Consider the following 23536-nt stretch of genomic DNA (forward strand, 5'->3'; position numbering starts at 1 on the left):
AAATTTTCATTAAAGAATCGTATTCTTATAAAAATGGTCTTAGATTTGATTGATTAAAGCAACGAAAAAATTGAAACAATGAAAAAGATTACAAGTATATGTGCAGTATTGATTGCATTTATTAGTTTGACTGCGATGGGAATGTTTGCTGCAGAATTTAAATTTGACAAAGAAACCCATGACTTCGGAAAGATTCCTTTGAATAAACCGGTTTCCCATGAATATAAATTCAGCAATTCGGGAGATGAACCAATCATTATTTCAGATGTACAACCCACTTGCGGATGTTCAGTAGCGGAATTTACCAAAACTCCTGTTAAACCAGGTGAAGCAGGTACTATTAAAGTTACCTTCAATGCAGCTGCAAAAGGTCCTTTTACAAAGTCATTTATTGTAAAATCAAATACAAAAACCCCTGTTAAAACACTAACCATCAAAGGTATCGTGGAGTAAGGGAAATATAATTTCAAAACGAAACATTTTTGGAATAGTATAGAGAATTTTTAAAAGCCGTCCTAAACAGGGCGGCTTTCTTTTTTTAAGGACAAGCTAAGTTTTATTTGTATTTTTGTAAAGATTAAAAACATAATAGAATTATAATGCCAACTATTTCTCAAAAGGGCACCAACATGCCTGCATCGCCTATTAGAAAACTAACTCCATTTGCCGATCAGGCCAAAAAAGATGGAAAGAAAATTTACCATTTGAATATAGGTCAGCCTGATATTGAAACGCCTGAAATCATGTTGAATGCTTTAAAAAACATTGATTTTAAAGTTTGGGCTTATACCCCTTCTGAAGGAACTTTATCTTACAGAACAAAATTGGCTGAGTATTATAATAAAATCCATTATAACATCACTCCCAACGATATATTAGTGACCAATGGTGGCTCTGAAGCTATTACCATTGCCATGCAAGCCTGCCTTAACCCGGGTGAAGAAGTTATCATTCCTGAACCTTTCTATGCAAACTATAATGGTTTCGCTTGTTCGGCTGATATCGTCGTTAAACCCATCATGTCCGTTATTGACAATGGCTTCGCTTTACCGTCTATTGCTGATTTCGAAAAAGTAATCACCGAAAAAACGAAAGCTATCGCCATCTGTAATCCGAACAACCCAACAGGTTACCTCTATTCTAGGGAAGAATTAGAAGCTCTGAAAGAACTTTGTTTGAAACATGACCTTTATCTGTTCTCAGACGAAGCTTATAGAGAGTTTTGTTATGATGGTCGCGAATTCATCTCCCCAATGCAATTAGAAGGTCTAGAGCAAAACGTGGTGGTATTTGATACCGTTTCTAAACGTTATTCAGCTTGTGGAGCAAGAATTGGATGTATCATTACCAAAAACAGAGAATTATACCTGACAGCATTAAAATTTGCTCAAGCAAGACTGAGCCCTTCTTTAGAAGGCCAGATCGCTGGAGAAGCTGCAGTAGATACTCCTGACAGTTATTTTGAAGCAGTTTCTAAAGAGTATACCGCGAGAAGGGATACATTGGTAGAAGGACTTAATAAAATTGATGGGGTCTTCTGCCCTAACCCAGGTGGTGCATTCTACGTAATTGCAAAATTGCCAATTGATAATGCAGACAATTTCTGCCAATGGATGTTGGAGAAATTCTCTTACAACAATGAAACGGTGATGATGGCCCCAGCAACCGGATTCTACTCTACTCCAGGTGCCGGTTCAAACGAAGTGCGTTTGGCTTATGTATTAAACCAAGACGACCTTAAAAAAGCACTAACTTGCTTAGAAAAAGGTCTAGAAGAATATCCGGGAAGAACAAACTAAGTTTAATCCCATAACATTTTCAAAGGTCGCTATTTTATCTAGCGACCTTTTTATTTTCTCCAACATCTTATCTTAATAATCGCATAAATAACACTTATTAATCATCAGCAAACCAGTCACTTATAAAAAATATACAACAATTTACAATCTTTGGCGTTTATAATAGTAGAAACTAATGAATAATATATATGGATAAATTAAAGAAATTCGAATTAATGGAGAAAATATCCAGAGAATTAGAGGACATTAGAAATAGCCAACAGGCTGTTTTAGAAAAAATCGCAAAAGTTGAAATTGACAATATAGAGTTAGGTGATAAAACTATCGAAAGCAAAATTCCTGATATCTATCAACGAACTGCTGATAACTCTGAAGCTATTCTGGAGATCCTCAATTCCTTCCAAGAGAAAACAGATGATTTTGGAAGTAAAAACAATATCGATCAGTTGAAACAACAACAAGAAATCGATAATATGAAATAATAGAAAAGGCCTCAAATTGAGGCCTTTTTCTTTTAATATCTTTCCCTTAGGATTGCGGCAATGCGATTCTATCTTTTACCAATTGAATCACGAAATTCAATTGCTCAATTTGGTTCAATTCTGAATTATCCAACACCACTGCATCTTCTGCCTGTCTCAACGGGCTCTCCTCCCTTGTGCTATCAATATGATCGCGATGCGATAGGTTTTCTTTCACTTCTTCCATCGTCAAAACCTCACCTTTTGCAGACAATTCTGCAAATCTACGCTCGGCTCTCACTTGTGGGCTTGCCGTCATAAAGATCTTAAGATCTGCATTCGGGAAAACGGTGGTGCCTATATCTCGACCATCCATCACAATATTCCTCTTCATGCCCAAATCCTGCTGCTGCTTCACCATAGCCTTACGGACAGCCTTCAATGCACTTACCTCAGAGACATATTCCGATACTTCCATCGTTCTGATCGCATCTGATACGTCTGTGCCATTCAATAAGATCTGTGTTTTTTCAGGATTAGGTATAAAATCAATATGGATATTCTCTAAAGCAGTGGAAACGGCTTGTTCATTGTTGATATCGATTTGGTTCTGTTGAATATACAAGGTTACTGCCCTGTACATTGCTCCACTGTCAATAAAAACAAAATTCAATTCTTTCGCCAATGCCTTTGCCACTGTACTCTTTCCGCATGATGAAAAACCATCAATAGCAATTACAAAATTCTTCATAACCATTAGTTGGTTCCTCCAATCATTACACCGGGTTTATTTACCAATGGAATCTTAATCAGATTCTCATCAACAATACTCTCTGGTAAGAAAACGTATTTCTTATCATAAATAGTACCGTCCATATAATAACTCAACCAATATTCATTGGTCAGTCCGAAAACCTGCGGATCGATCGCTTCGATCTTTTGAGAAGTCTTGGCATCCATGTCACCGATGAAATGCCTCAGAATGGTCGTTTTCACATCCTTGCCATCTTTTATGCCATACCCTTTAGAGGATACCAGCACATTTTGAATGGCAGTATTTTTTTCATTGATCAAATAAACATTCCAAACCTTTGTAGTCGGAGATTCAGCTTCCAGAACAACGGCTACTGAGATATCTTCAACTATATTTAAAGGTAGATCTTTCTTCATTTTATCCTATTTCTTTTTAGCCGTAGCTTTTTTAGTAGTCGTCTTTTTAGTAGTCGTTTTAGTCGCTTTCGTTGCTCGTGCGGCTTTTTTTGCCGAAGGCGATTTGCTATCTTCCTCAGCCCATTTCAGTACGTCCGCATAAGTGATCTTCTCAACTTCAACACCTTTTGGGATTTTGAGGTTTTGCTTTCCAAAACGAACAAAAGGTCCCCAACGGCCATTTTCAATCTTCGCTTCCGGATTTTCATCAAAAATCTTGATGATCTTATCTTTATCTTTCTGACGTTTCTCCTCAATGATCTGAATAGCTTGATCTTGCTCTACATCCAAAGGATCCAAACCTTTAGGTAATGAATAGAAGCTGCTGTTATGGCGAATATATGGTCCAAAACGACCGATAGCTACCGTCATCTCTTTCCCTTCAAATTCTCCAACTTTTTTAGGCAGCTTGAACAATTCCAATGCTTCTTCCAAAGTAATGGTCTCAATCATCTGTCCTTTACGTAGGGAAGCAAATACTGGTTTTTCTTCATCATCTGCCGTTCCAATCTGAACCAATGGCCCAAAACGACCTACACGAACCGAAATCGGCTTTCCTGTTACAGGATCTACACCTAATTCACGTTCATGCGTAGCACGATCAGCATTATCTAATGTATTTTGTACTTCCGAATGGAATGGCCCATAGAAATTGGAAAGCATATCAGTCCATTCTTTGAAGCCCTGAGCAATCTCGTCAAATTCCTTTTCTACCTTAGCAGTAAAATGATAATCCACGATTCCTTTGAAATGTTGTACCAAGAAATCATTCACCAAAACACCGATATCTGTAGGGAACATCTTATTGCGCTCCGCCCCGGTTATTTCAGTTTTAGTCTGTGAAGTCACCTGTCCGCCATTTAAGGTAAGTACTTTATAAGCTCTTTCCTTTCCATCACGGTCTTCTTTGACAACATATCCACGGTTTTGAATGGTCGAAATAGTAGGTGCATACGTTGAAGGACGACCGATACCCAATTCTTCCAATTTCTTAACCAATGAAGCTTCTGTAAACCTTGCCGGTGGTCTCGAAAACCTTTCCGTCGCATGCATGATCTCTAGATTCAGCTCTTGCCCTTTACTTAGTGGTGGAAGGATGGCATTGTCTGAATTATCCAGATCGATTTCATCATTGTCATCATCTGAAGATTCAAAATATACTTTCAAGAAACCATCAAATTTCATGATCTCTCCTGTTGCCACTAAATCTTCTGACCTAGTAGAAATCGAGATCTTAGCGGTGGTTTTTTCAAATTCAGCCTCACTCATCTGTGATGCGATTGAACGCTTCCAGATCAGCTCATATAATCTTTTTTCCGAATTATCGCCATCAATCGTATGATCATTGAAGTACGTAGGACGAATAGCTTCGTGAGCCTCTTGTGCCCCGGCACTCTTTGTACGGTATTGGCGTAATTTATGGTATTTCTCTCCATAGGCATTGATAATCTCTGCCTGTGCGCCTTGTAATGCCGTGTCAGATAAGTTTACCGAGTCGGTACGCATATAGGTAATTCGTCCAGCCTCATATAGACGTTGAGCAACCTGCATGGTCCGGGCAACTGAAAAACCTAACTTTCTACTTGCCTCTTGTTGCAAGGTCGAAGTCGTAAAAGGTGCTGATGGAGTACGTTTAGATGGTTTGGTTTCTAAACTCTTGATTTGGAATGCAGCCTTTGCACAATCGTTCAGGAACTGATTCGCTTCCTCAACGGTTGAAAACCTTTGCGGCAATTCCGCTTTGAAACGGTCTTTAGCATTGCCGGTATTAAAAATGGCAACTACCTTAAATGCCGCTTCTGCATTAAATTTATTGATATCTCTTTCGCGCTCAACAATTAATCGAACCGCTACAGATTGAACCCTACCCGCTGAAAGTGATGGCTTTACCTTTCTCCATAAAACTGGAGACAATTCAAAACCTACTAACCTATCCAATACGCGGCGTGCTTGCTGTGCATTAACCAGGTTAAAATCTATCTTTCTTGGTGATTCTATCGCTTTTAAAATGGCCGGCTTGGTAATCTCATGGAAAACGATACGCTTAGTTTTATCGTCCTTCAGACCCAAGGTCTCGAATAAGTGCCAGGAAATGGCTTCCCCCTCACGGTCCTCATCGGACGCTAACCATACTGTCTCTGCAGATTTCGCCAACTTCTTTAACTCACTGACCAAAGCTTTTTTATCCGAAGGAACTTCATACTTCTGTTTGAAATTGTCTTCCGTGTCAATCGCATCATCGGTTTTCACCAAATCACGGATGTGACCATAACTGGATTTTACTAAAAAATCTTTGCCTAAATATCCTTCTATTGTTTTAGCCTTTGCGGGTGACTCGACTATCAATAAATTTTTTGCCATTTAAATTCTTTGATTTGATGCAAAGAAAACGATTTCAAAATGGAATGCAAATTCTTTTTTATCCCCAATGGCAAAAAAGTGAGTACAATCATTTATCAATTAACCCAAATATCAAGTAAATAAAACACGGCAAAAACTACCGAGGCAACCCCGTTGGTGGTCATAAATGCACGGTCTACTCTACTTAAATCTGTTGGACTCACGATTCGATGCTGATAAATTAATAATGCCGCATAAAATGCAACACCTATATAATATAAGATACCGACTGGCATGAATAAGACCGGAAGAAGCACAAATATAAAGGACAGAACATGAAGCACTTCAGAAATCCTCAATGCTGTCTTTCCTCCAAAATTCGCTGGAATTGAATTCAAGCCATTTGCTTTGTCAAATTCCTCATCCTGCAAGGCATAAATAATGTCAAAGCCACTGACCCATGTCAATACTGCCAAGCCATAAAAAATCGGTACGATATTGAATTCACCTGTAACGGCTAAATAAGCCCCAACTGGAGCCAAGCCCAATCCTATCCCCAAGACAATATGACATAAAGGAGATATTCTTTTCATATAGGAATAGAACAAAATCACGAATAAGGCCACAGGTGATAGCACAAAACACATGAAGTTGATAAAATAACAGGCTACCATAAAAACGATACAGTTGATAATCGTAAATAATAAAGCCTGCTTCGGACTGATCCGACCTGCCGGAATATCACGAACTGCAGTCCGCGGATTCAATGCATCGATATCTCGATCCAAATACCTGTTAAATGCCATCGCAGCATTCCTTGCCGTAACCATACAGACCAACATCAATAAAAACAACTTCCATTCAAATTGATAATCTGTAGTATGTATAGCCAAGAAAAAACCGATGATAGCAAAAGGAAGAGCAAATATACTGTGTGCAAAAAGCACCAAGGACATATATTTTTTCATAAACTAGCTAAGTGGAGAAACAAAGTTATTATTGATTTCACCTATGGTCTGCAATACTGCTTCACAACCTAATTTTGTTTCTGAAGAAGTCAAGATATGTGGAGGCACTTCCTCAAACCAAACTTTCAATGCCTTTCTGAACTTGGCAATATTCTGGTCCGCCTTCACTCCGGAATGCTTATCCGCTTTCGTGAATAACAAAAAGAATGGAATACCCTGCTCCCCTAACCAATAACAAAAATCTAGATCTATTTTCTGGGGTTCATGTCTACTGTCGATCAGGACAAATACACATTGCAAATTTTCACGTTTAGTCAAATATTCACGGATGAATTTCTCCCAAGTTGCACGGTTCTTCTTCGAAGTCTGCGCAAATCCATAGCCTGGTAAATCGACCAGATACCACTCATCATTAATGATAAAATGGTTGATCAACTGGGTCTTACCCGGTTTTTGTGAAGTTTTAGCCAAGCCCTTCCTACGGGTGATTGCATTGATCAAGGAAGACTTCCCTACATTCGAACGGCCAATAAAGGCGTACTCCGCTTTATTTGCCTCAGGAAGCTTATTGACATCTGTATTACTGGTTAAGAATTCTGCTCGATTGATATTCATAAGGCAAAGGTACGATTAAAAACGCTTTTATTTCTTATCAGAATAATACCTAGACCGCATTCAATTCAAGAAAAATTCATAATTTCATCAACAAATCCATATATATGCTCGAAATTAAGAATATTGTTAAGCAATATGCCAATCATAAAGCATTAGACGATGTCTCTATCCATGTACCTAGCGGAAAAATCTTTGGCCTTTTAGGACCCAATGGTGCCGGAAAAACATCGCTTATCCGTATCATAAATCAGATTACAGCACCTGATGCCGGACAGATCCTGTTCGACGGACAACCGTTGAACTCTTCCCACATCGGCAGAATTGGCTACCTCCCTGAAGAACGCGGACTTTATAAGAAAATGCTGATCGGTGATCAGATGATCTACCTCGCCCAATTGAAAGGCCTTAGCAAAAACGACGCAAAGGAAAAGATCAAATATTGGTTTGAAAAACTGAAAATCGAAAGCTGGTGGGACAAAAAAGTTGAAGATTTGAGCAAAGGTATGCAACAGAAAGTACAATTTGTGGCAACCGTCCTACATGAACCCGACCTGATTATCCTCGATGAACCTTTCTCCGGATTTGACCCTGTCAATGCACAGGTTATCCAAGATGAAATCCTTGAACTCAACAAAAAGGGAGCTACCATTATTTATTCTACACACCGCATGGAGTCTGTAGAGGCCTTATGTGATAATATTGCCCTACTGAACAAATCCAAGGTTATCCTGGAAGGTTCTGTAAAGGAAATCAAAAATAATTATAGAAATCAAACCTATAAGATCGAATATAGCTTGAAACCTGAAACATCGGCGATCCAACTCGATCACAATTTATGGCAAATCATGGAAAATGAGTCGAATGGCAATAATGCCCTAACGATCCAAATTCCTCAAGACAAATCTTTAAACGATGTTTTGACCCATTTGATTCCGCAAATTGAAATCCAACAGATCTTTGAGATCATCCCGTCCATGAATGATATCTTTATTGATAAAGTAACCAACTAACTGCCGAAAAGTATATGAACAAGATATTATTAATCATACAAAGAGAATATTTAAGCAGGGTCAAGAAAAAATCCTTCCTGCTCACTACTTTTCTGGTGCCCCTGTTTTTTATTGGCATGTACGTTGGAGTATTCTTTTTGACAAAAAAGAGCTTTGAAGATTCCAAAGCTTTGATCTATGTGGTCGATAACAGCAAAGAAGTAGGTGTCCTGCTAAAGAATACCGAACAGATTACTTTTACCCAATCTACCCAAGAGCTGAACCAACAGATCCAAGAAATCAAGGACCTCGATGGAAACACCAATATCCTCATGATCCCAGAGGACTTCTACCAATCACACCATATTGAATTCCTTTCTTCTGGCAAGCCGAATATTGGCACTAAAGCCGCTGTGGAATCCCAATTGGAAGACATATTGCTGGAATATCAATACAAGGAACTGAATATAGACGCCTCCAAGATCAAAAGCATCGATACCAAGATCAATACTGCTGCCAAGGAAATAACATCCTCAGGCGAAGCGAAAGACAGCGATACGCGAATCGCTATGGGAATTGCCATGGCCTTATCGGTACTGATCTACCTATCCTTATTTTTATATGGCGCCCAAGTCATGCGCGGTATTATTGAGGAGAAATCAAACCGGATCATTGAAGTCATCATCTCATCCGTTAAACCCTTCCAATTGATGATGGGAAAGATTATCGGCATTGGTTTGGTCGGCATCACTCAATTTGTACTTTGGATCATTTTAAGCTTTGGTCTGATCAGCATAGCTTCCAATACCTTGATCGATAAATCTGATTTTCAAAAGGAAATGATGCAGAACGCTCCGCAAGGGGCAGAAATGCAAATGGACAATAACTCCATTATCACTGAAATCAGCACGGCAATGGATGCTGTCAATATCCCTGAATTATTGATTACGTTCTTCCTGTTCTTTATTGGAGGATACATGCTTTATAGTGCGCTGTTTGCTGCCGTTGGTTCAGCTGTCGATAATGAAACCGAGGCCAACCAGTTTACCATGCCTATTACCACGCCATTGTTATTGGCTTATATCCTTTCTTTTGGAGTCTTGGTCAACAATCCCCATGGCCCAATTGCCACTTGGTTAAGCTTTATTCCATTAACCTCGCCGATTGCCATGCTCGTTAGGATTCCATTCGGGGTCCCTACTTGGCAAATCATCGTATCCTTTATCCTGCTCGTTGCTGGATTTATATTTACGACCTGGGTTGCCGCAAGAATATATCGGATCGGTATTTTGATGTACGGTAAGAAAGCCAGCTTTAAAGAACTTATTAAATGGTTCCGATACAAAAGTTAGCAACCAAAAAGATACATTTTAAAAGCCCTTCTGAAAGTTAATTTTAAGAAGGGCTTTTAAATTTTTTATACCTTTACCATCGCTGTAATAAAATTCAAACAGAATTCAAATGACTGACAAAATTAATCTGTCGGTATTCAAGAAGTTTTTCTCCTCGAATACATCCGGCGGTATTCTACTCTTTTTATGCGTCGTGATCTCCTTGATCATTGCAAACACCTCCGCTTCTAACGCTTTCAATGAACTTTTACAAGTTAAATTAGGTTTCGAAAATGAAACCATCCAGTTACGGTATAGCATCAAGCAATGGATTGACGATGGCTTAATGGCCATTTTCTTCTTATTGGTAGGTCTTGAAATCAAAAGGGAATTGGTGGAAGGCGAGCTGTCCTCTCCAAAAAATGCAATCCTGCCTATTTTGGCAGCTGTAGGTGGAGCTATTGTCCCTGCCTTAATCTATACCATTTTCAATCATGATCAAGCTTCACACCACGGCTGGGGAATACCCATGGCAACGGATATCGCCTTTGCATTGGCAATAATCTCCCTTTTGGATAAAAGAGTCCCACCCAGTCTAAAAATATTCTTAGCCGCATTGGCCATTGTGGATGATCTCTTGGCTATTTTGGTAATCGCCATCTTCTATTCTACGGAATTACATTATACCTATCTGTTGTATGCAGCAGGCATCACCGGCTTATTGGTTGTTTTCAATCGAACTGGTGTAAAAAACATCTGGGCTTATATTATCCCCGGTCTATTTATTTGGTACTTTATCCATCACTCGGGCATCCATGCTACCATTGCTGGGGTATTGGTTGCCATGACCCTGCCCACAACCCCAGATGCAACAGAATCCCCCTTGGAAAAATTGGAACATGCGTTGGCAAACCCAGTAAATTTTATCATTATTCCTCTTTTTGCCTTGGTCAACACCAACATTAGCATACATAGTGAAATGGTACACGGACTACAGACTCCGCTTGGATTAGGGATTATCCTAGGTCTATTCTTCGGAAAAACCATCGGAATCTACCTAACCACTTGGATCTGCGTAAAAACCAAATTGGCCAATCTTCCCGATATGGCCGGCTGGAAACACATGATCGGAGTCGGTATGTTAGGCGGTATCGGTTTTACTATGTCTATTTTCATCTCTATGCTTTCCTTCAAGGATCCCCTATTTATTGAAGAAGCTAAATTCGCAGTCCTCATAGGTTCATTAATATCAGGTACTTGCGGGTATTTATACCTGTCTTTTGTAGCAAAAAAAGATAAATTTAAAGTTGATTAAGAAATAGACGTTATAACGACTTTTTTGCATAAATATTAAAAGAATGCGCGCTTATATAAAATAATATGCGCGCATTCTACTTTAAATAAATAATGTAATCATTTAAATTATTGTCGTGAGAAAAATCAAGCTACAGATATGAGGAAATTTTCGGTTCGAAAAGGCCTAAAAAAAAATAAAGCTTGAGTCAATCGGGCGACTGCTCAAGCTTTAAAAAATAACCTCTTTTATGAGGTAATCAACCTAAACCTAAGACAAAGATAGAGATTTACTTATATAAATTCCAAATTTATTAATGGATTTAAGTCCTATTCTTGTGTATAAAATATTTAACTTGTTGGAAATCAGGAGAATAAAATTAAAAAAATAAAGGTTTTCAAACGGGGAGAATGAAAACCTTTAATAACCAATTATAAACCTAAATTATGATACCACAAAGATAGTGTACATTTTACACATTTGCAAATCTTTTTTAAAATAATTTTTATACCCTGCCCGTTTAGGAAGAAAATTGTTTATATTATATTTGAAAAAAACATTCAAAAATATGTTTACAGGCATTATAGAAACTTTAGGAACGGTTAAGAAAATTGAGTTGGAACAAAGCAATATCCATTATTTCATCGAATCACCTATCTCCCCTGACCTTAAAATTGACCAAAGTGTTTCTCACAATGGTGTATGTTTAACTGTAGTGGGTATCGAAGAAAATACCCATCAAGTTACAGCCATCAATGAAACGCTTGAAAAAAGCAATCTTGGAAAACTCAAAGTTGGCGATATCGTGAATCTGGAAAGATGTGTCAAAGTGGATGGACGCTTAGATGGACATATTGTTCAAGGCCATGTGGATCAAATCGCCGTCTGTACTGCAGTGGATCCCCAGGAAGGAAGTGTCGTGTATACTTTTGAATATGATGCTGCTTTGAACAACATCACGGTAGAAAAGGGATCAATTACCGTTAATGGTATCAGCCTAACTGTCGTGAACTCTGGAAAGAACAGCTTTTCTGTAGCCATCATCCCTTATACACTGGACCATACAAATCTCAAAACAATAGAGCTTGGTTCTACCGTAAATCTAGAATTTGATATTCTTGGTAAATATGTGAGCAAACTGCTCGCCATGAGACAATAAAAAAAATTGGGCTTTTATAGTGAAAAGCCCATTACTTCTTTTTTACGTTTTGTCTTGAATTTTTCCGGTACAATATTCAGGATCTCATTCTTCAACATATTGATTGCATGTTTCTTGACATAGTTCTGTGGAGTCACCAAACTGATCTCCCTGACCGGTTCAGGATTACGGAAATAACGCACATGCGCCAATTGATCTTCGTCATAATTGGAAATGCTCATCTCCGGCAGGATCGTCAATCCTCCATTGAGGTCAACCATCCGTTTCAAGGTTTCCACACTTCCCGTATTATAATCAAATGTGCCCTCTTTGGACTGATTATGTTTGTAATTACAAATATTCAATACCTGCCCACGCATACAATGGCCTTCATTCAATAACCAAAGCTTTTCACTCGATATATCCTCGATATTGATCATCTTCTTCTCATAAACGGAACTCTTATCCGATACATAAGCCACAAAGGTTTCGTAAAATAAGGGAATTTCCTGAATGCTCGGATCATGCAATGGGGTGGAAAGGATTCCACAATCTAATGTGCCGATCTTTAATTCCTGGATGATTTGCTCAGTAGTATACTCCCAGATCTGCAACTTCAATTTGTTGTACTTCTTCATAAAGTTCGAAATCACATTGGGCAATAAATAAGGAGCTACTGTAGGAATGACCCCTATTTTCAAATCCCCCGCCAATTCTCCTCTTTCTGCTTGTAGGATCTCGGAGATCTTCTTGCTCTCGGTCAATACGGTGCGAGCCTGCTCAATGATCTTTTCCCCAATCTCAGTGGGTACAACAGGCTGCCTACTCCTATCAAAAATCTTGACACCTAATGATTCTTCTAATTTTTGGATCTGCATGCTCAAGGTCGGTTGGGTGACAAAACATTTTTCAGCAGCAGCTACAAAGCTTCTATAGGTATCAACGGCAATTATGTATTCTAATTGGACTAGGGTCATGTTATAAATTTTAACTATACAAATGTAAGGAAGTTATTATGTCATTTAGAATCCGAATTTAAAAAGGACATAAAACAAACAAAGCCCGGGAAATCCCAGGCTTTGTGTTAATCAACAGATCATTTTAATGATGATGCTGCTTGTATTTCATTTCCAAATCTAAAATTATATCTCTCTTCTTACCTTCGATCAACGAAAGATTGCCCGCAACAAACACGCCCTTCTCCCCTGTCTTAGTATTCCGAATTCCATAGACCGATGATTCATCTGCCGGATCTGACTCGCCTTCATACCGATAAAGCACATCAATTTCATAAACTGCAGCCTCATCGGATAGTTTATCAAATTCAACATTATAATCAATTGAATACCCATTCTTCGACAGATTATCTAAGGCCTCCGTCATTGTTGCATATTTAAATGTTTTATCCATGTTATTTTATTAATGTACGTTTCTATAAAAACACATAACTTTGGCTATTGTTTCAAAATGATCATATAAATTCTCATTCCACTATGGCTCATATTCCACCTCCTGCAAAAAACAACCCCGCTGAAGCTTTTGAAAGATTATTGGAAGTCCTTAACACTTTAAGGGTTGAATGCCCATGGGACCGAAAACAAACCATGGAATCTTTAAGGCATCTGACCATAGAAGAACTGTATGAACTTACCGATGCAATCCTTGAAAAGGATTACCCTGAAATCAAAAAAGAACTAGGTGATATTATGATGCACCTGGTATTCTATGCTCGAATTGCATCGGAAGAAAACCGATTTGATATTGTAGATGTCCTGAATGCAGTCTGTGATAAATTGATCAGTAGACATCCCCATATCTATTCCGACACAGAAGTAAAGGATGATGAAGAAGTAAAACAAAACTGGGAAGCCCTCAAACTGAAAGAAGGCAATAAATCGGTGCTCCAAGGTGTACCTCAAAGCCTTCCGGCTCTCGTGAAAGCCTATCGAATCCAAGATAAAGTCCGTGGTGTTGGCTTTGATTGGGAAGACAAAACCGAAGTATGGAACAAAGTCGAAGAAGAACTTGCCGAATTTAAAGCCGAATTCGACCTTAAAAATGGCAGCATCAATGCAGAAAAAGCAGAAGAAGAGTTTGGCGACCTCCTTTTCTCCCTGATCAATTACGCCCGTCATATTGGTATCAATCCTGAAAATGCACTGGAGAAAACCAATAAGAAATTTATCCATCGATTCACTTACCTCGAAACCAAGGCTGCAGAAAACGGACAGGTCTTAAAAGAGATGACCCTGGAAGAAATGGACGTCTATTGGAACGAAGCTAAAAAGCTGAAATAATTGTACTTGTGTTTTTTTCTTGATAACTTTAATACGGTACAAAACCTGTCGTATGCAAATTATTGTGAAGCTCCTTAAATGGTTAGGAATCGCCCTAGTGTCGGTTCTCCTAATCGCTGTTGTGTATTTATATGCCACTGGAAAAGACTTCCTGCTCAAAGGGGTCTACGTCACTTACCTACATGGCCATAAAACAGCCTATCTCGATGATTATCGTTTTTTTGACAACCATGAAATTGAAACTGGAACCCCTCAGCCCTGGAATATCTCCAAGGAATATAATAGCGTAAAAATAACCGATAGCCTCAAGAACATACATGACCGGTGGAAATCTGTAGCCTACATGATCATCCATCAAGACAGCATCTGGTTTGAAGAGTACTATGGCGGTTATTCCGATTCCTCCCATTCCAACTCTTTCTCCATGGCCAAAAGCATGGTCGCTGCACTCTTGGGAAAAACTATTGAAAGCGGTCAGGTAAAGAGCTTGCAACAGAAAGTGAAAGATTTTGTCCCAGAACTGATCGGACCCTATGCAGACTCCCTTAAAATGGTAGACCTAGTTTCCATGAGCTCTGGAATGAAGTGGGACGAAAGCTATTATGATCCCTTCTCTATCACTACTAGGTTATATTTTGATAAAGATATTGTTGGAACATTAGACCAGCTCCCTATCAACAACCAACCAGGACAAAAGTTTATCTATAAAAGCGGTGATACCCAATTACTTGGAATAGCGTTACAGCGAGCTACAAAAAAGAGTTTATCGGAATTGCTTTCCCAATATTTCTGGAAGCCAATGGGTGCAGAACACACTGCTCTTTGGCAGGTAGACAGCAAAAAATACGGAATTGAAAAGGCTTATTGCTGCGTCGCATCCAACGCCCGTGATTTTGCCAGATTCGGTAAATTGTACATGAACCACGGAAATTGGAATGGTAACCAACTCTTAGATTCGGCATACATCAAACAATCTGTAACTAATACTTTTTCGGCTTCGCCTGAATATGGTTACGGTTGGTGGATCGGCAAATACAAGGACAAAGATTATTTCTATATGGATGGCCACCTTGGCCAATATGTAATTTCTATTCCGCAAGATGACTTGATCATTGTGCGTTTAGGACATGGAATCGGCGGCAAGCCAAGGTCTAACCCTGGCTCTGCATTCTATAATTTCATAGACCAAGCTTATATCATGCTTGGCGACAGAATCAAAGAAAATTAGGCAAACAACTGAATTAAAGCTGTTTTAAAGATTATATTTGTATTTTTGCCCCAATGAAAGAATTAGCCGTCATCTTTGATATGGATGGTGTAATTGCCCACACTAATCCATACCACGCCAAAGCCTTTGAAGCATTTTTTGACAAATACCAAATCCCTTATTCTGATGAGGAATTTGAAAAACATATGTATGGCAAACATAACAGTTATATATTTACCCATTTCTTCAAAAGACCGATTGCAGGACAGGAATTGCTGAGCCTAGAAAAGGAAAAAGAAGGTTTGTTCAGGGAAATATATAAATTGGAAGCCAAACCAATCCCTTATCTTCCAGATTTCTTAAGCAACTTGAAAGACAACGAAATCAAGCTCGGAGTAGCTACTTCAGCCCCTCGTGCCAATATGGACCTGATCCTGGACACATTGGATATCCGCAATTTCTTCCAGTCTACTTTAGGTTCTGAAAATGTGGAATTGCACAAACCTCATCCTGAAGTATACCTTAAATCGGCAAATAACTTAAACATGGATCCGCAAAACTGCTTTGTCTTCGAAGACTCTTTTTCAGGCGTAACAGCGGGTTTGAATGCTAATATGAACGTGATTGGGGTACTTAGCTCCCATAAGAAAGAAGATCTTCCGGTCTGCCTGGATTATATCGATAACTATAAAAACATGAATGTCGATAAGCTAAAGTCACTTTACAAACAACATGTGGGATAATGCCTTAGAACTGATTCCTTCACCAGGCGCATGGATACTTTATTTTTTCTGCGCCATGCTGATTGGTGTCTCCAAGACAGGAATCCAGAACGTAGGAACCTTTACCATCCCTATGTTTGCCCTTCTTTTCGGAGCAAAGTTCTCTACAGGAATCGTTCTAATCCTCCTTTGCATGGCCGATCTGCTCGCGGTGATCTATTATCGGAAACAATTTATTTGGTCCGAGATCAAGTCCATGCTCCCCTTTTCCATGTTAGGCCTATTTATCGGACTCTTTGTAGGTGAATATATCGACGATGGTACCTTTAAGTTTATAATGGGTGCCTGTATCTTTATCTCGGTTTTACTGATGATCTGGGGCACGAACAAAGCCAAGAAAAGTCAAGATGCAAAGGATTTCACCGACAATTGGTGGTATTCCCCCTCCTTTGGCCTCTTGGTCGGCTTCTCCACCATGATTGGCAATGCTGCAGGTCCAGCCCTCACCATCTACCTTCTGACCCGAAAGCTCAACAAAGTAACCTTAGTGGCCACTGGAGCTTGGTTTATTATGATCCTGAATTTTTCCAAAATACCCCTACAGCTTTTTGTCTGGAAAAACCTGACCTGGGAAGGAATCATCCTAAATTGCCTTGCCATCCCTTTTATCCTTCTAGGTGGCTATATCGGCATCAAACTGGTCAAAATCATTCCCGAAAAGGAATTTAAGATCGTTATCCTGGCCTTGGTGATTATATCCTCGCTGATGTTGATGTTTGGGTAGAGGGAGATGTGAGATAAGAGATATGAGATGTGAGATGTGAGACCTGTTCAAAGCGTAAAAACAAGTAAAGGGACTATATTAATGCGCCCATGCCTGACATATTGAGGTACGAAAAATCTCGGAACCATGCCTTTTATTGTCCCCAAGACTGTCATGTTGAGGTACGAAACATCTCGGAACCAGGCCTTTTATTGTCCCCATGCCTGACATATTGAGGTACGAAACATCTCGGAACTATGCCTTTTTATTGTCCCCAAGACTGTCATGTTGAGGTACGAAACATCTAGGAACCATGCCTTTTATTGTCCCCAAGACTGTCATGTTGAGGTACGAAACATCTCGGAACCAGGCCTTTTATTGTCCCCATGCCTGACATATTGAGGTACGAAACATCTCGGAACTATTGATAATTAGAATATAAAAAAAATTGTATTGGCGTACAGGTCCTGCACCTTCGGTGCAGAATGACAAAATGTAGTGGACATTGCCGTACAGATTCTTCACTAATCGTTCAGAATCAAAATAAAAAAAATTCCCTTAATCCCTTTATTCCTGGTTCAATCCCAGATCTTGGTCCATCCTCTCATCCCTTTAATCCTGGTTCAATCCCAGATCTTGGTCTTTCCTCTTATCCCATTAATCCTGGTTCAAAAAAAAGACACTAGAACGGTCTAATGTCTTATGTCTTATGTCTAAAAACCAAAAGGGAGTCTTAAATGACTCCCTTTTAGTTTTTATTAGAACGATGTTGTATCCACCGGAACTTCTGAATTTTCGGTTTCAGGAGCCTTATCGATCAACTCCATAAACTGATCCAGTTTAGGGGTAATGATAATTTGTGTCCTACGGTTTTTAGATTTACCGTCTGCACTGGCATTGCTGGCAACAGGGTTATATTCACCTCGTCCACCTGCAGTCAAGCGCTTAGGATCAACTCCATAGGTATTCTGTAAAGCTTGAACGACGGATGATGCTCTCAATGTACTTAAATCCCAGTTATTACGGATATTAGGTTTTGAGATTGGGTCTGTATCGGTATTACCTTCGATCAGCACGTCATAATCTTTGTAATCTTGGATGATCTTGGCGATTTTCGACAAGGTTTCACCAGCACGATCTGAGATTTCATAGCTTCCTGATTTATATAGCATATTATCAGACAATGAAATATAAACCACACCCTTTAATACTTGAACATCCACGTCGTTCATTTCTTCACGACTCAAAGAACGTGTCAAGTTGTTTGTCAACACCATATTAAGTGAATCACTTTTTTGCTTGGTGTTTACTAAATGTTGAATGTATTTGTTGGAAGCATTGATTTCATCCACCAATTTGGAAATATTGACATTCCCCTGGGTATTTTGGTTAATACTATTGTCCAATGTTCCTTGTAATTTAGCTAAGGCCTCTCTTAAGCCCGCATTGTTCTTGCGTTCTTGCTCAAGTTGCTCCTCTAAGCTCTTCACTCTGGTTTTACTTTCTGCAAGGTCTAACTGACTCTGATTATATTTATCACCCAGTTCCTTATATTGAGCTTCTAAAGCTCGGTGGGTCTTCTTGCTTACGCCACATGAAGTGATAAACAAGGCTGACACCAACAGTAATGGTACGCTAATTCTTTTAATCATAACGCTTGATTTTATTTGTATTCTTATAATGTTACGCTACTGTTAAGCAAAAGGAATGCCTTTTATGCACAATTAGCGCAATGCCAAAACATATTTTCTAAATAATCCCCTATTTTAGCTATCTAAGCAGCGATTATTTAAAAATATTTTATTTTAAATTTAAGCTCTTTCCTTTAAATAAACCAAGAACAATTCTCATTATTTTATCATAATTCAATAAAATCTATATCCTTTTTAATATTAATACCTAGGAAAGGAAAAAATCAATCCATAATATAGAATCTGAACATTGAGGGGCATCTCGGCTTCGATCGTTAACCGTCGAGATGGCAAACATTTTCTTTGTTTCTTTTTAGTGTCAACCTGACGCAGGAAGGTTCTCGGACCATACAAACAAAGATTGCATTGGCGTACAGTTCCTGTACCTCCGGTACAGAATGACAAAATGTAGTGGACATTGTAGTACAGATTCTTCACTCATCGTTCAGAATTGGATATTCCAGAGAGGGATTTTTAGAAAAATATTTCACCCACGCTGTGGGTTATCCGTCAAGCGGTTTGATTCTCTACAAAGATTCCACCCCCACTGGGGGTTGCCTATCCATGCAATCAGCATCCTTCCGAAGGAAGTCCTTTAGCCCCCGGCTCATTTCCTTGGCGGAAAAATGGATAGAATGCCGATGCCCTGCGCGATAGGATTGGCCTTGGAATGCTTTCATAAGATCATCCCATCAAAAGGGATGATCTATTGAAAGATATTCCCGACAACAAGGCATTCCATCCATGTGCGGGAGCCAGTGCGAAAAGCCACCTTAAATGAGCCGAAGCGTTTACGGATTCGAGTTGTTTTTTTGGTATCCGTGAGCTCCTTCGTCGGTTTGGTTAATTTGCGCTTCAAAAGTAACGAAGAATTGTTGGCATCTGGACTCCGCTCGAGGTTCACACCTATAAATGATTGCATGTTGGCCAAGATATTGTCTAGCATGCACCTATACTGTAGGGCGAATTGAATTCGGCCGCCAGCTCCATGAATTATTTTTGAATTCGTTATTTTTTCCGCCAACCTACAGGTCCGCAATTTTTAAAGATCACGGGCTTATGCAATAAGCCCCTACAAAACCGGCCGATATTCAATTAAACAATAATACCTGATTTGTCCCCCAGAACGTAGATCTGGGATGGAGTGACTCCCCCCTCGACTCCGCTGTACATTTAGGGTACCATAGATGGTCATCTCGGCTGTTATCGAAGCCGAGATGACGCTCGATGAGCTTACTGCCCTAGATAGGCAGAATTATTTTAGCTTAATTAGCCTATATCCTAACCTTATTCGAGGCTTATTCGAGGCATGTTCGGGAAGGGGTTTGCTAGAATTCTATCCATTTTGCGAGATTTCGGAATATGTCTCGAATAAAGTCAAATTAGCCTAAAAGAAAAAAGGATTGAAATCGGGGAGATTTCAATCCTTAACTAACCAATTATTAACCTAAATTATGAATACTATCTTATACTCAAAACCTGTGCCAAAAATCAAAGGCAATTATTTTTTTGTTCAATTTGCCTTGGAAAGCCTAAATACCGATCATTAATGATAATTTTGTCCATGCAACATTTGAACACCTATCTGAAAAATCTGAACATTGAAGCACTAAATCCTATGCAGGAAGAGGTACTGAAAGAGTTCAGCAATACCCGCGACCTTGTCTTGTTATCACCTACCGGATCCGGTAAAACACTAGCATTTAGCTTGTTATTGTTCAAATTATTGGGCGACAACATCAGCAAGGGTACCAAAGCCATGATCGTGGTCCCTACTCGCGAACTGGCCTTACAGATCGAATCGGTCATTAAGCAAATGAACAGTGCTATCAATGTTGCTTTATTATACGGCGGAAATAACAGCCAGCTGGAAAAAGATAAATTAAAACAAGAACCTGCCCTGATCATTGGTACTCCTGGAAGGATCATCTACCATATCGATCGGGTTCCAACATTATTGGAAGGTTGCCATACGCTGGTATTGGATGAATTTGATAAATCATTGGAATTAGGTTTCCAAGACCAATTAAGTTATATCGTCAGGGCTTGTAGAGATGTGAAGCATAAGATCTTGACTTCAGCCACCGATATGGCCGAGATCCCGGCTTTTTTGGAACTGAATGATCCTATCAAATTAGATTATGTTGACAACCATGGTCTAAGACCTGACCTGACCTATTACAAGGTCCTGAGCAGTTCTAAATTAAAACTAGAGTCTTTGTTCAAATTACTATGTAAGATCGGTGATGAAAGGGTTTTGGTTTTCTGTAACCATAGGGAGGCCGTAGACAATATATCCGAGATTTTAGAAGGAAAAGGAATCGAGAGCATTCCTTATCATGGTGGCCTGGAACAATTTATCCGTGAATTGACCATCATCAAAATCAAGAACGGTAGCCAGAATATTTTGGTAACCACGGATTTGGCAGCTAGAGGTTTGGATATCCCTGAAATGAACCATGTGGTCCATTATCAATTCCCTTATAAGGAGGATGAATTTATCCATAGAAATGGACGTGCCGGAAGGAATGGACAAAAAGGCTATGTATATGGTATCTTGACCGATGAGGATCGCGCTGCCCATTATTTAGAGGGTGCAGAGACCCTAGAACTGGATGGCTTCTATCCTATTCCTGAAGAACCCGAATTTAAGACTTTAAGGATCAATGCCGGAAAGAAACAGAAGGTCAACAAGATTGATATCGTGGGTTATATCCTGAACTTACCCGAGATCTCTAAGGATGATCTAGGCTTGATCGTGGTGAAACCACATGATTCTTATGTCGCTATTCGTTCGGACGTTGCCAATAAGGTTGTCAAAAACGGAACAAACGGTAAGATCAAGGGTCAAAAAGTTAGGATCAACCTAATTTAATCGCTTGATATACTGTAGGATTACAGCAGGGACAAGATGACTGATGTCGCCATTGTTTTTCCAGATATCACGAACGATAGTAGAAGAAATATGAGCCTCTCCGCTCCTGCTTACCAAGAAGTAAGTTTCGATCTGAGGGGCTAATAAAAGATTGTTCTGTGCAATGATATTTTCATAATCTAGGTCGGTTCCATTGCGCAGTCCCCTTAAAATAAAATCAGCTCCGATAGACTCACAATAATCGACAGTCAATCCATTATAGAATCCCACTTCCACTTGCTCATTATCCTTGTAAAGCTCAGAAATGGAAGATTTTCGGCTTTCCACATCCATCATCCCTACTTTTGAGCTATTAACGCCAATAGCAATGTATATTTTATCAAAAAGAGGTAAAGCCCTTTTAATCAAATCTTGATGAGCAATGGTGAAAGGATCAAAAGATCCTGGAAAGACAGCTATTTTCATAATTATTTAGAATAAAAGCTAAATGAGGAATTCCCATATTGTCGGGTTTCGACAAAATTGGGGTGATCGATCATTTTGCGGTTACTAGGATGTTCGACTATTAGAAGCCCACCCTCATTTAACAGGTTATTTTCAAGAACCATGGAAGCCAACATTGGCAATTGCCCTAAATCATAAGGAGGATCGGCAAAAATCAAGTCGTAGCTTTCCTTATCCGATTTGATAAACTTAAAAACATCGGCCTTTCTCGCTTTAATTTGGGAAAGATCTAATTTTTTTGCAGTCTCCGTAATATATAGAACACATTTTCCATGCAAGTCTACAGCATTTACTTTATTGACCCCACGCGATGCCAACTCAAAAGATATATTTCCTGTTCCAGCAAATAAATCTAAGCACTCCAGTCCATCAAAATCGATGCGATTGTTCAAGATATTGAACAGGGCTTCTTTAGCAATATCTGTGGTCGGTCTTACAGGCAGGTTCTGGGGAGGGTTAAGCCTCAATCCAGCAGCCTTTCCTCCAATTATTCGCATGTAGGTAAATCTATTAAGTAACTTCTGTTATAATCTTCCGATTCGTCATCTAAGGAAACTGCCGGTTTACTTGCCGAAATTTCAATCAGCTCGTCGGAGTAGGTTCTCAGTTTCTGGATAAAAGATTGATCTGCATTGATTGCCGAGTACAAGACTTTATTCACCTTTCCATCAATAGCAAAGTTTTCGAAGATGTTTAAGATAAAATAACTTAGGTCATCATCGCTAACAATTTCAAAAGTATTGTAGAACTTAAACTGACCATTGATAAACAGGTAAATATCAGTGGAGTTATCATCAAAAACTACACCTAATACATGTCCTTTTAAAGGAATGAATGGTCTAGCTTGAATCAGGTTGAGCTTAAACTCAGGAACAAATTTAGCCTCTGGAAAAAGAGTTTTCCAACGGTGTTGCAATAGCACATCTGATTGGTAAAAAGCCTTGATTTGTAAGAAATCGATGGAAGTGCTGTTCATTTCCTGAGCAGGATTCTCCATAAATTCCTGATATTTCTCTAGATCGACCTCCTGATAAAGATCATCAGGGACAAAAGTCAGATTATGGCTTGGGATACTGACATAAACATGCTGAAAAGGTAAGCTCAATAATTTGAGGGCCTCCTCAGAAGGATTATGGCTTTCAAAGTTCATGTACACTAAAAGTTGATTGTCTTGATCTAAAACATAGAGTTTATCATATTGATAATTTGCTTTAACGATCAGGGTGTATTGCGTTATATAATGAATATGAAATTGTTTTGAAGTATAATTCATTCTTTGCAGATGGTATAAACACAAAATTAGTTTTTAAAATTGGATTGACCAACCTTTTGG

General features: G+C 39.1%; 23 protein-coding genes. 12 read left to right on the forward strand and 11 right to left on the reverse strand.

Annotated elements, in window-relative coordinates; all coding sequences use genetic code 11:
* The first annotated feature begins 78 nt into the window (after positions 1 to 78).
* From CKW03_RS10660 to CKW03_RS10670, 3 genes are all read left to right on the forward strand, one after another.
* Entirely contained in the window at positions 79 to 453 is a 375-nt protein-coding gene (locus CKW03_RS10660; RefSeq protein ID WP_093096571.1) for a DUF1573 domain-containing protein, read from the forward strand.
* 146 nt (positions 454 to 599) lie between these two features.
* Positions 600 to 1799 carry a pyridoxal phosphate-dependent aminotransferase gene (locus tag CKW03_RS10665; protein WP_093096574.1) on the forward strand — a complete coding sequence of 400 codons (1200 nt, stop codon included), beginning with the start codon at positions 600 to 602 and terminating at the stop codon, positions 1797 to 1799.
* Between the two features lie 188 nt (positions 1800 to 1987).
* Positions 1988 to 2281 (forward strand): hypothetical protein, encoded by a 294-nt coding sequence (locus CKW03_RS10670; protein ID WP_093096576.1) that lies wholly within the window; start codon positions 1988 to 1990, stop codon positions 2279 to 2281.
* A 46-nt stretch (positions 2282 to 2327) separates the two neighbouring features.
* Here CKW03_RS10670 and cmk read toward each other — a convergent pair whose 3' ends face one another.
* The 5 genes from cmk to yihA form a co-directional block, all read right to left on the reverse strand.
* Positions 2328 to 3017 (reverse strand): (d)CMP kinase, encoded by a 690-nt coding sequence (cmk, locus tag CKW03_RS10675; protein ID WP_093096579.1) that lies wholly within the window; start codon positions 3015 to 3017, stop codon positions 2328 to 2330.
* Positions 3017 to 3430 (reverse strand): hypothetical protein, encoded by a 414-nt coding sequence (locus CKW03_RS10680; protein ID WP_093096582.1) that lies wholly within the window; start codon positions 3428 to 3430, stop codon positions 3017 to 3019. Before CKW03_RS10680 ends, cmk begins: the two co-directional genes overlap by 1 nt.
* Before the next feature lie 6 nt (positions 3431 to 3436).
* A complete protein-coding gene (gene topA / locus CKW03_RS10685) occupies positions 3437 to 5830 on the reverse strand; it encodes a type I DNA topoisomerase (RefSeq protein WP_093096585.1) in 2394 nt (797 codons plus the stop codon).
* Between the two features lie 95 nt (positions 5831 to 5925).
* Positions 5926 to 6777 (reverse strand): UbiA-like polyprenyltransferase, encoded by an 852-nt coding sequence (locus tag CKW03_RS10690; RefSeq protein ID WP_093096588.1) that lies wholly within the window; start codon positions 6775 to 6777, stop codon positions 5926 to 5928.
* A 3-nt stretch (positions 6778 to 6780) separates the two neighbouring features.
* Complete coding sequence (gene yihA / locus CKW03_RS10695) at positions 6781 to 7392, reverse strand: ribosome biogenesis GTP-binding protein YihA/YsxC (protein ID WP_093096589.1); 612 nt, start codon at positions 7390 to 7392, stop codon at positions 6781 to 6783.
* Between the two features lie 104 nt (positions 7393 to 7496).
* Here yihA and CKW03_RS10700 point away from each other — a divergent pair, with 104 nt between their 5' ends.
* From CKW03_RS10700 to CKW03_RS10715, 4 genes are all read left to right on the forward strand, one after another.
* A complete protein-coding gene (locus tag CKW03_RS10700; RefSeq protein ID WP_093096592.1) occupies positions 7497 to 8402 on the forward strand; it encodes an ABC transporter ATP-binding protein in 906 nt (301 codons plus the stop codon).
* A gap of 14 nt (positions 8403 to 8416) precedes the next feature.
* Positions 8417 to 9733 carry an ABC transporter permease gene (locus tag CKW03_RS10705; RefSeq protein WP_093096595.1) on the forward strand — a complete coding sequence of 439 codons (1317 nt, stop codon included), beginning with the start codon at positions 8417 to 8419 and terminating at the stop codon, positions 9731 to 9733.
* A gap of 109 nt (positions 9734 to 9842) precedes the next feature.
* Entirely contained in the window at positions 9843 to 11027 is a 1185-nt protein-coding gene (nhaA, locus tag CKW03_RS10710; protein ID WP_093096598.1) for a Na+/H+ antiporter NhaA, read from the forward strand.
* Between the two features lie 547 nt (positions 11028 to 11574).
* Complete coding sequence (locus tag CKW03_RS10715) at positions 11575 to 12165, forward strand: riboflavin synthase (RefSeq protein WP_093096601.1); 591 nt, start codon at positions 11575 to 11577, stop codon at positions 12163 to 12165.
* A gap of 14 nt (positions 12166 to 12179) precedes the next feature.
* On the opposite strand, the gene CKW03_RS10720 is transcribed toward CKW03_RS10715, so the two are convergent.
* On the reverse strand, positions 12180 to 13121 hold the full coding sequence (locus CKW03_RS10720; RefSeq protein WP_093096604.1) for a hydrogen peroxide-inducible genes activator: 942 nt from the start codon (positions 13119 to 13121) through the stop codon (positions 12180 to 12182).
* 124 nt (positions 13122 to 13245) lie between these two features.
* A complete protein-coding gene (locus CKW03_RS10725; protein ID WP_093096607.1) occupies positions 13246 to 13554 on the reverse strand; it encodes a hypothetical protein in 309 nt (102 codons plus the stop codon).
* Positions 13555 to 13637: 83 nt separating this feature from the next.
* On the opposite strand from CKW03_RS10725, the gene mazG reads away from it, so the two are divergent.
* From mazG to CKW03_RS10745, 4 genes are read left to right on the forward strand one after another with little or no spacing between them, the layout of a single operon-like run.
* Positions 13638 to 14441, forward strand: a complete 804-nt coding sequence (gene mazG, locus CKW03_RS10730) for a nucleoside triphosphate pyrophosphohydrolase (protein ID WP_093096610.1) — start codon at positions 13638 to 13640, stop codon at positions 14439 to 14441.
* Positions 14442 to 14493: 52 nt separating this feature from the next.
* Entirely contained in the window at positions 14494 to 15669 is a 1176-nt protein-coding gene (locus tag CKW03_RS10735; protein WP_093096613.1) for a serine hydrolase domain-containing protein, read from the forward strand.
* A 53-nt stretch (positions 15670 to 15722) separates the two neighbouring features.
* Positions 15723 to 16391, forward strand: a complete 669-nt coding sequence (locus CKW03_RS10740) for an HAD family hydrolase (RefSeq protein WP_093096616.1) — start codon at positions 15723 to 15725, stop codon at positions 16389 to 16391.
* The gene (locus CKW03_RS10745; RefSeq protein WP_093096619.1) at positions 16381 to 17154 is read left to right on the forward strand and encodes a sulfite exporter TauE/SafE family protein; all 774 of its coding nucleotides are present in this window, start codon (positions 16381 to 16383) and stop codon (positions 17152 to 17154) included. The genes CKW03_RS10740 and CKW03_RS10745 overlap by 11 nt, the downstream gene beginning before the upstream one ends.
* Positions 17155 to 17891: 737 nt before the next feature.
* On the opposite strand, the gene CKW03_RS10755 is transcribed toward CKW03_RS10745, so the two are convergent.
* Positions 17892 to 18785 (reverse strand): OmpA family protein, encoded by an 894-nt coding sequence (locus tag CKW03_RS10755; RefSeq protein ID WP_093096626.1) that lies wholly within the window; start codon positions 18783 to 18785, stop codon positions 17892 to 17894.
* A gap of 1603 nt (positions 18786 to 20388) precedes the next feature.
* Here CKW03_RS10755 and CKW03_RS10770 point away from each other — a divergent pair.
* Positions 20389 to 21699, forward strand: coding sequence for a DEAD/DEAH box helicase (locus CKW03_RS10770; RefSeq protein ID WP_169918996.1), 1311 nt, complete (start codon positions 20389 to 20391; stop codon positions 21697 to 21699).
* Here the strand turns inward: CKW03_RS10770 and coaD are convergent.
* Genes coaD through CKW03_RS10785 form a run of 3 tightly spaced genes read right to left on the reverse strand, consistent with a single transcriptional unit; the run spans position 21691 to position 23476 of the window.
* On the reverse strand, positions 21691 to 22164 hold the full coding sequence (gene coaD, locus CKW03_RS10775; protein WP_093096636.1) for a pantetheine-phosphate adenylyltransferase: 474 nt from the start codon (positions 22162 to 22164) through the stop codon (positions 21691 to 21693). The genes CKW03_RS10770 and coaD overlap by 9 nt on opposite strands.
* 2 nt (positions 22165 to 22166) lie before the next feature.
* A complete protein-coding gene (rsmD, locus tag CKW03_RS10780) occupies positions 22167 to 22700 on the reverse strand; it encodes a 16S rRNA (guanine(966)-N(2))-methyltransferase RsmD (protein ID WP_093096639.1) in 534 nt (177 codons plus the stop codon).
* Complete coding sequence (locus tag CKW03_RS10785; RefSeq protein WP_093096642.1) at positions 22691 to 23476, reverse strand: DUF3822 family protein; 786 nt, start codon at positions 23474 to 23476, stop codon at positions 22691 to 22693. Before CKW03_RS10785 ends, rsmD begins: the two co-directional genes overlap by 10 nt.
* Between the last annotated feature and the right edge of the window lie 60 nt (positions 23477 to 23536).

Source organism: Sphingobacterium mizutaii, from assembly GCF_900187125.1.
GTDB lineage: Bacteria > Bacteroidota > Bacteroidia > Sphingobacteriales > Sphingobacteriaceae > Sphingobacterium > Sphingobacterium mizutaii.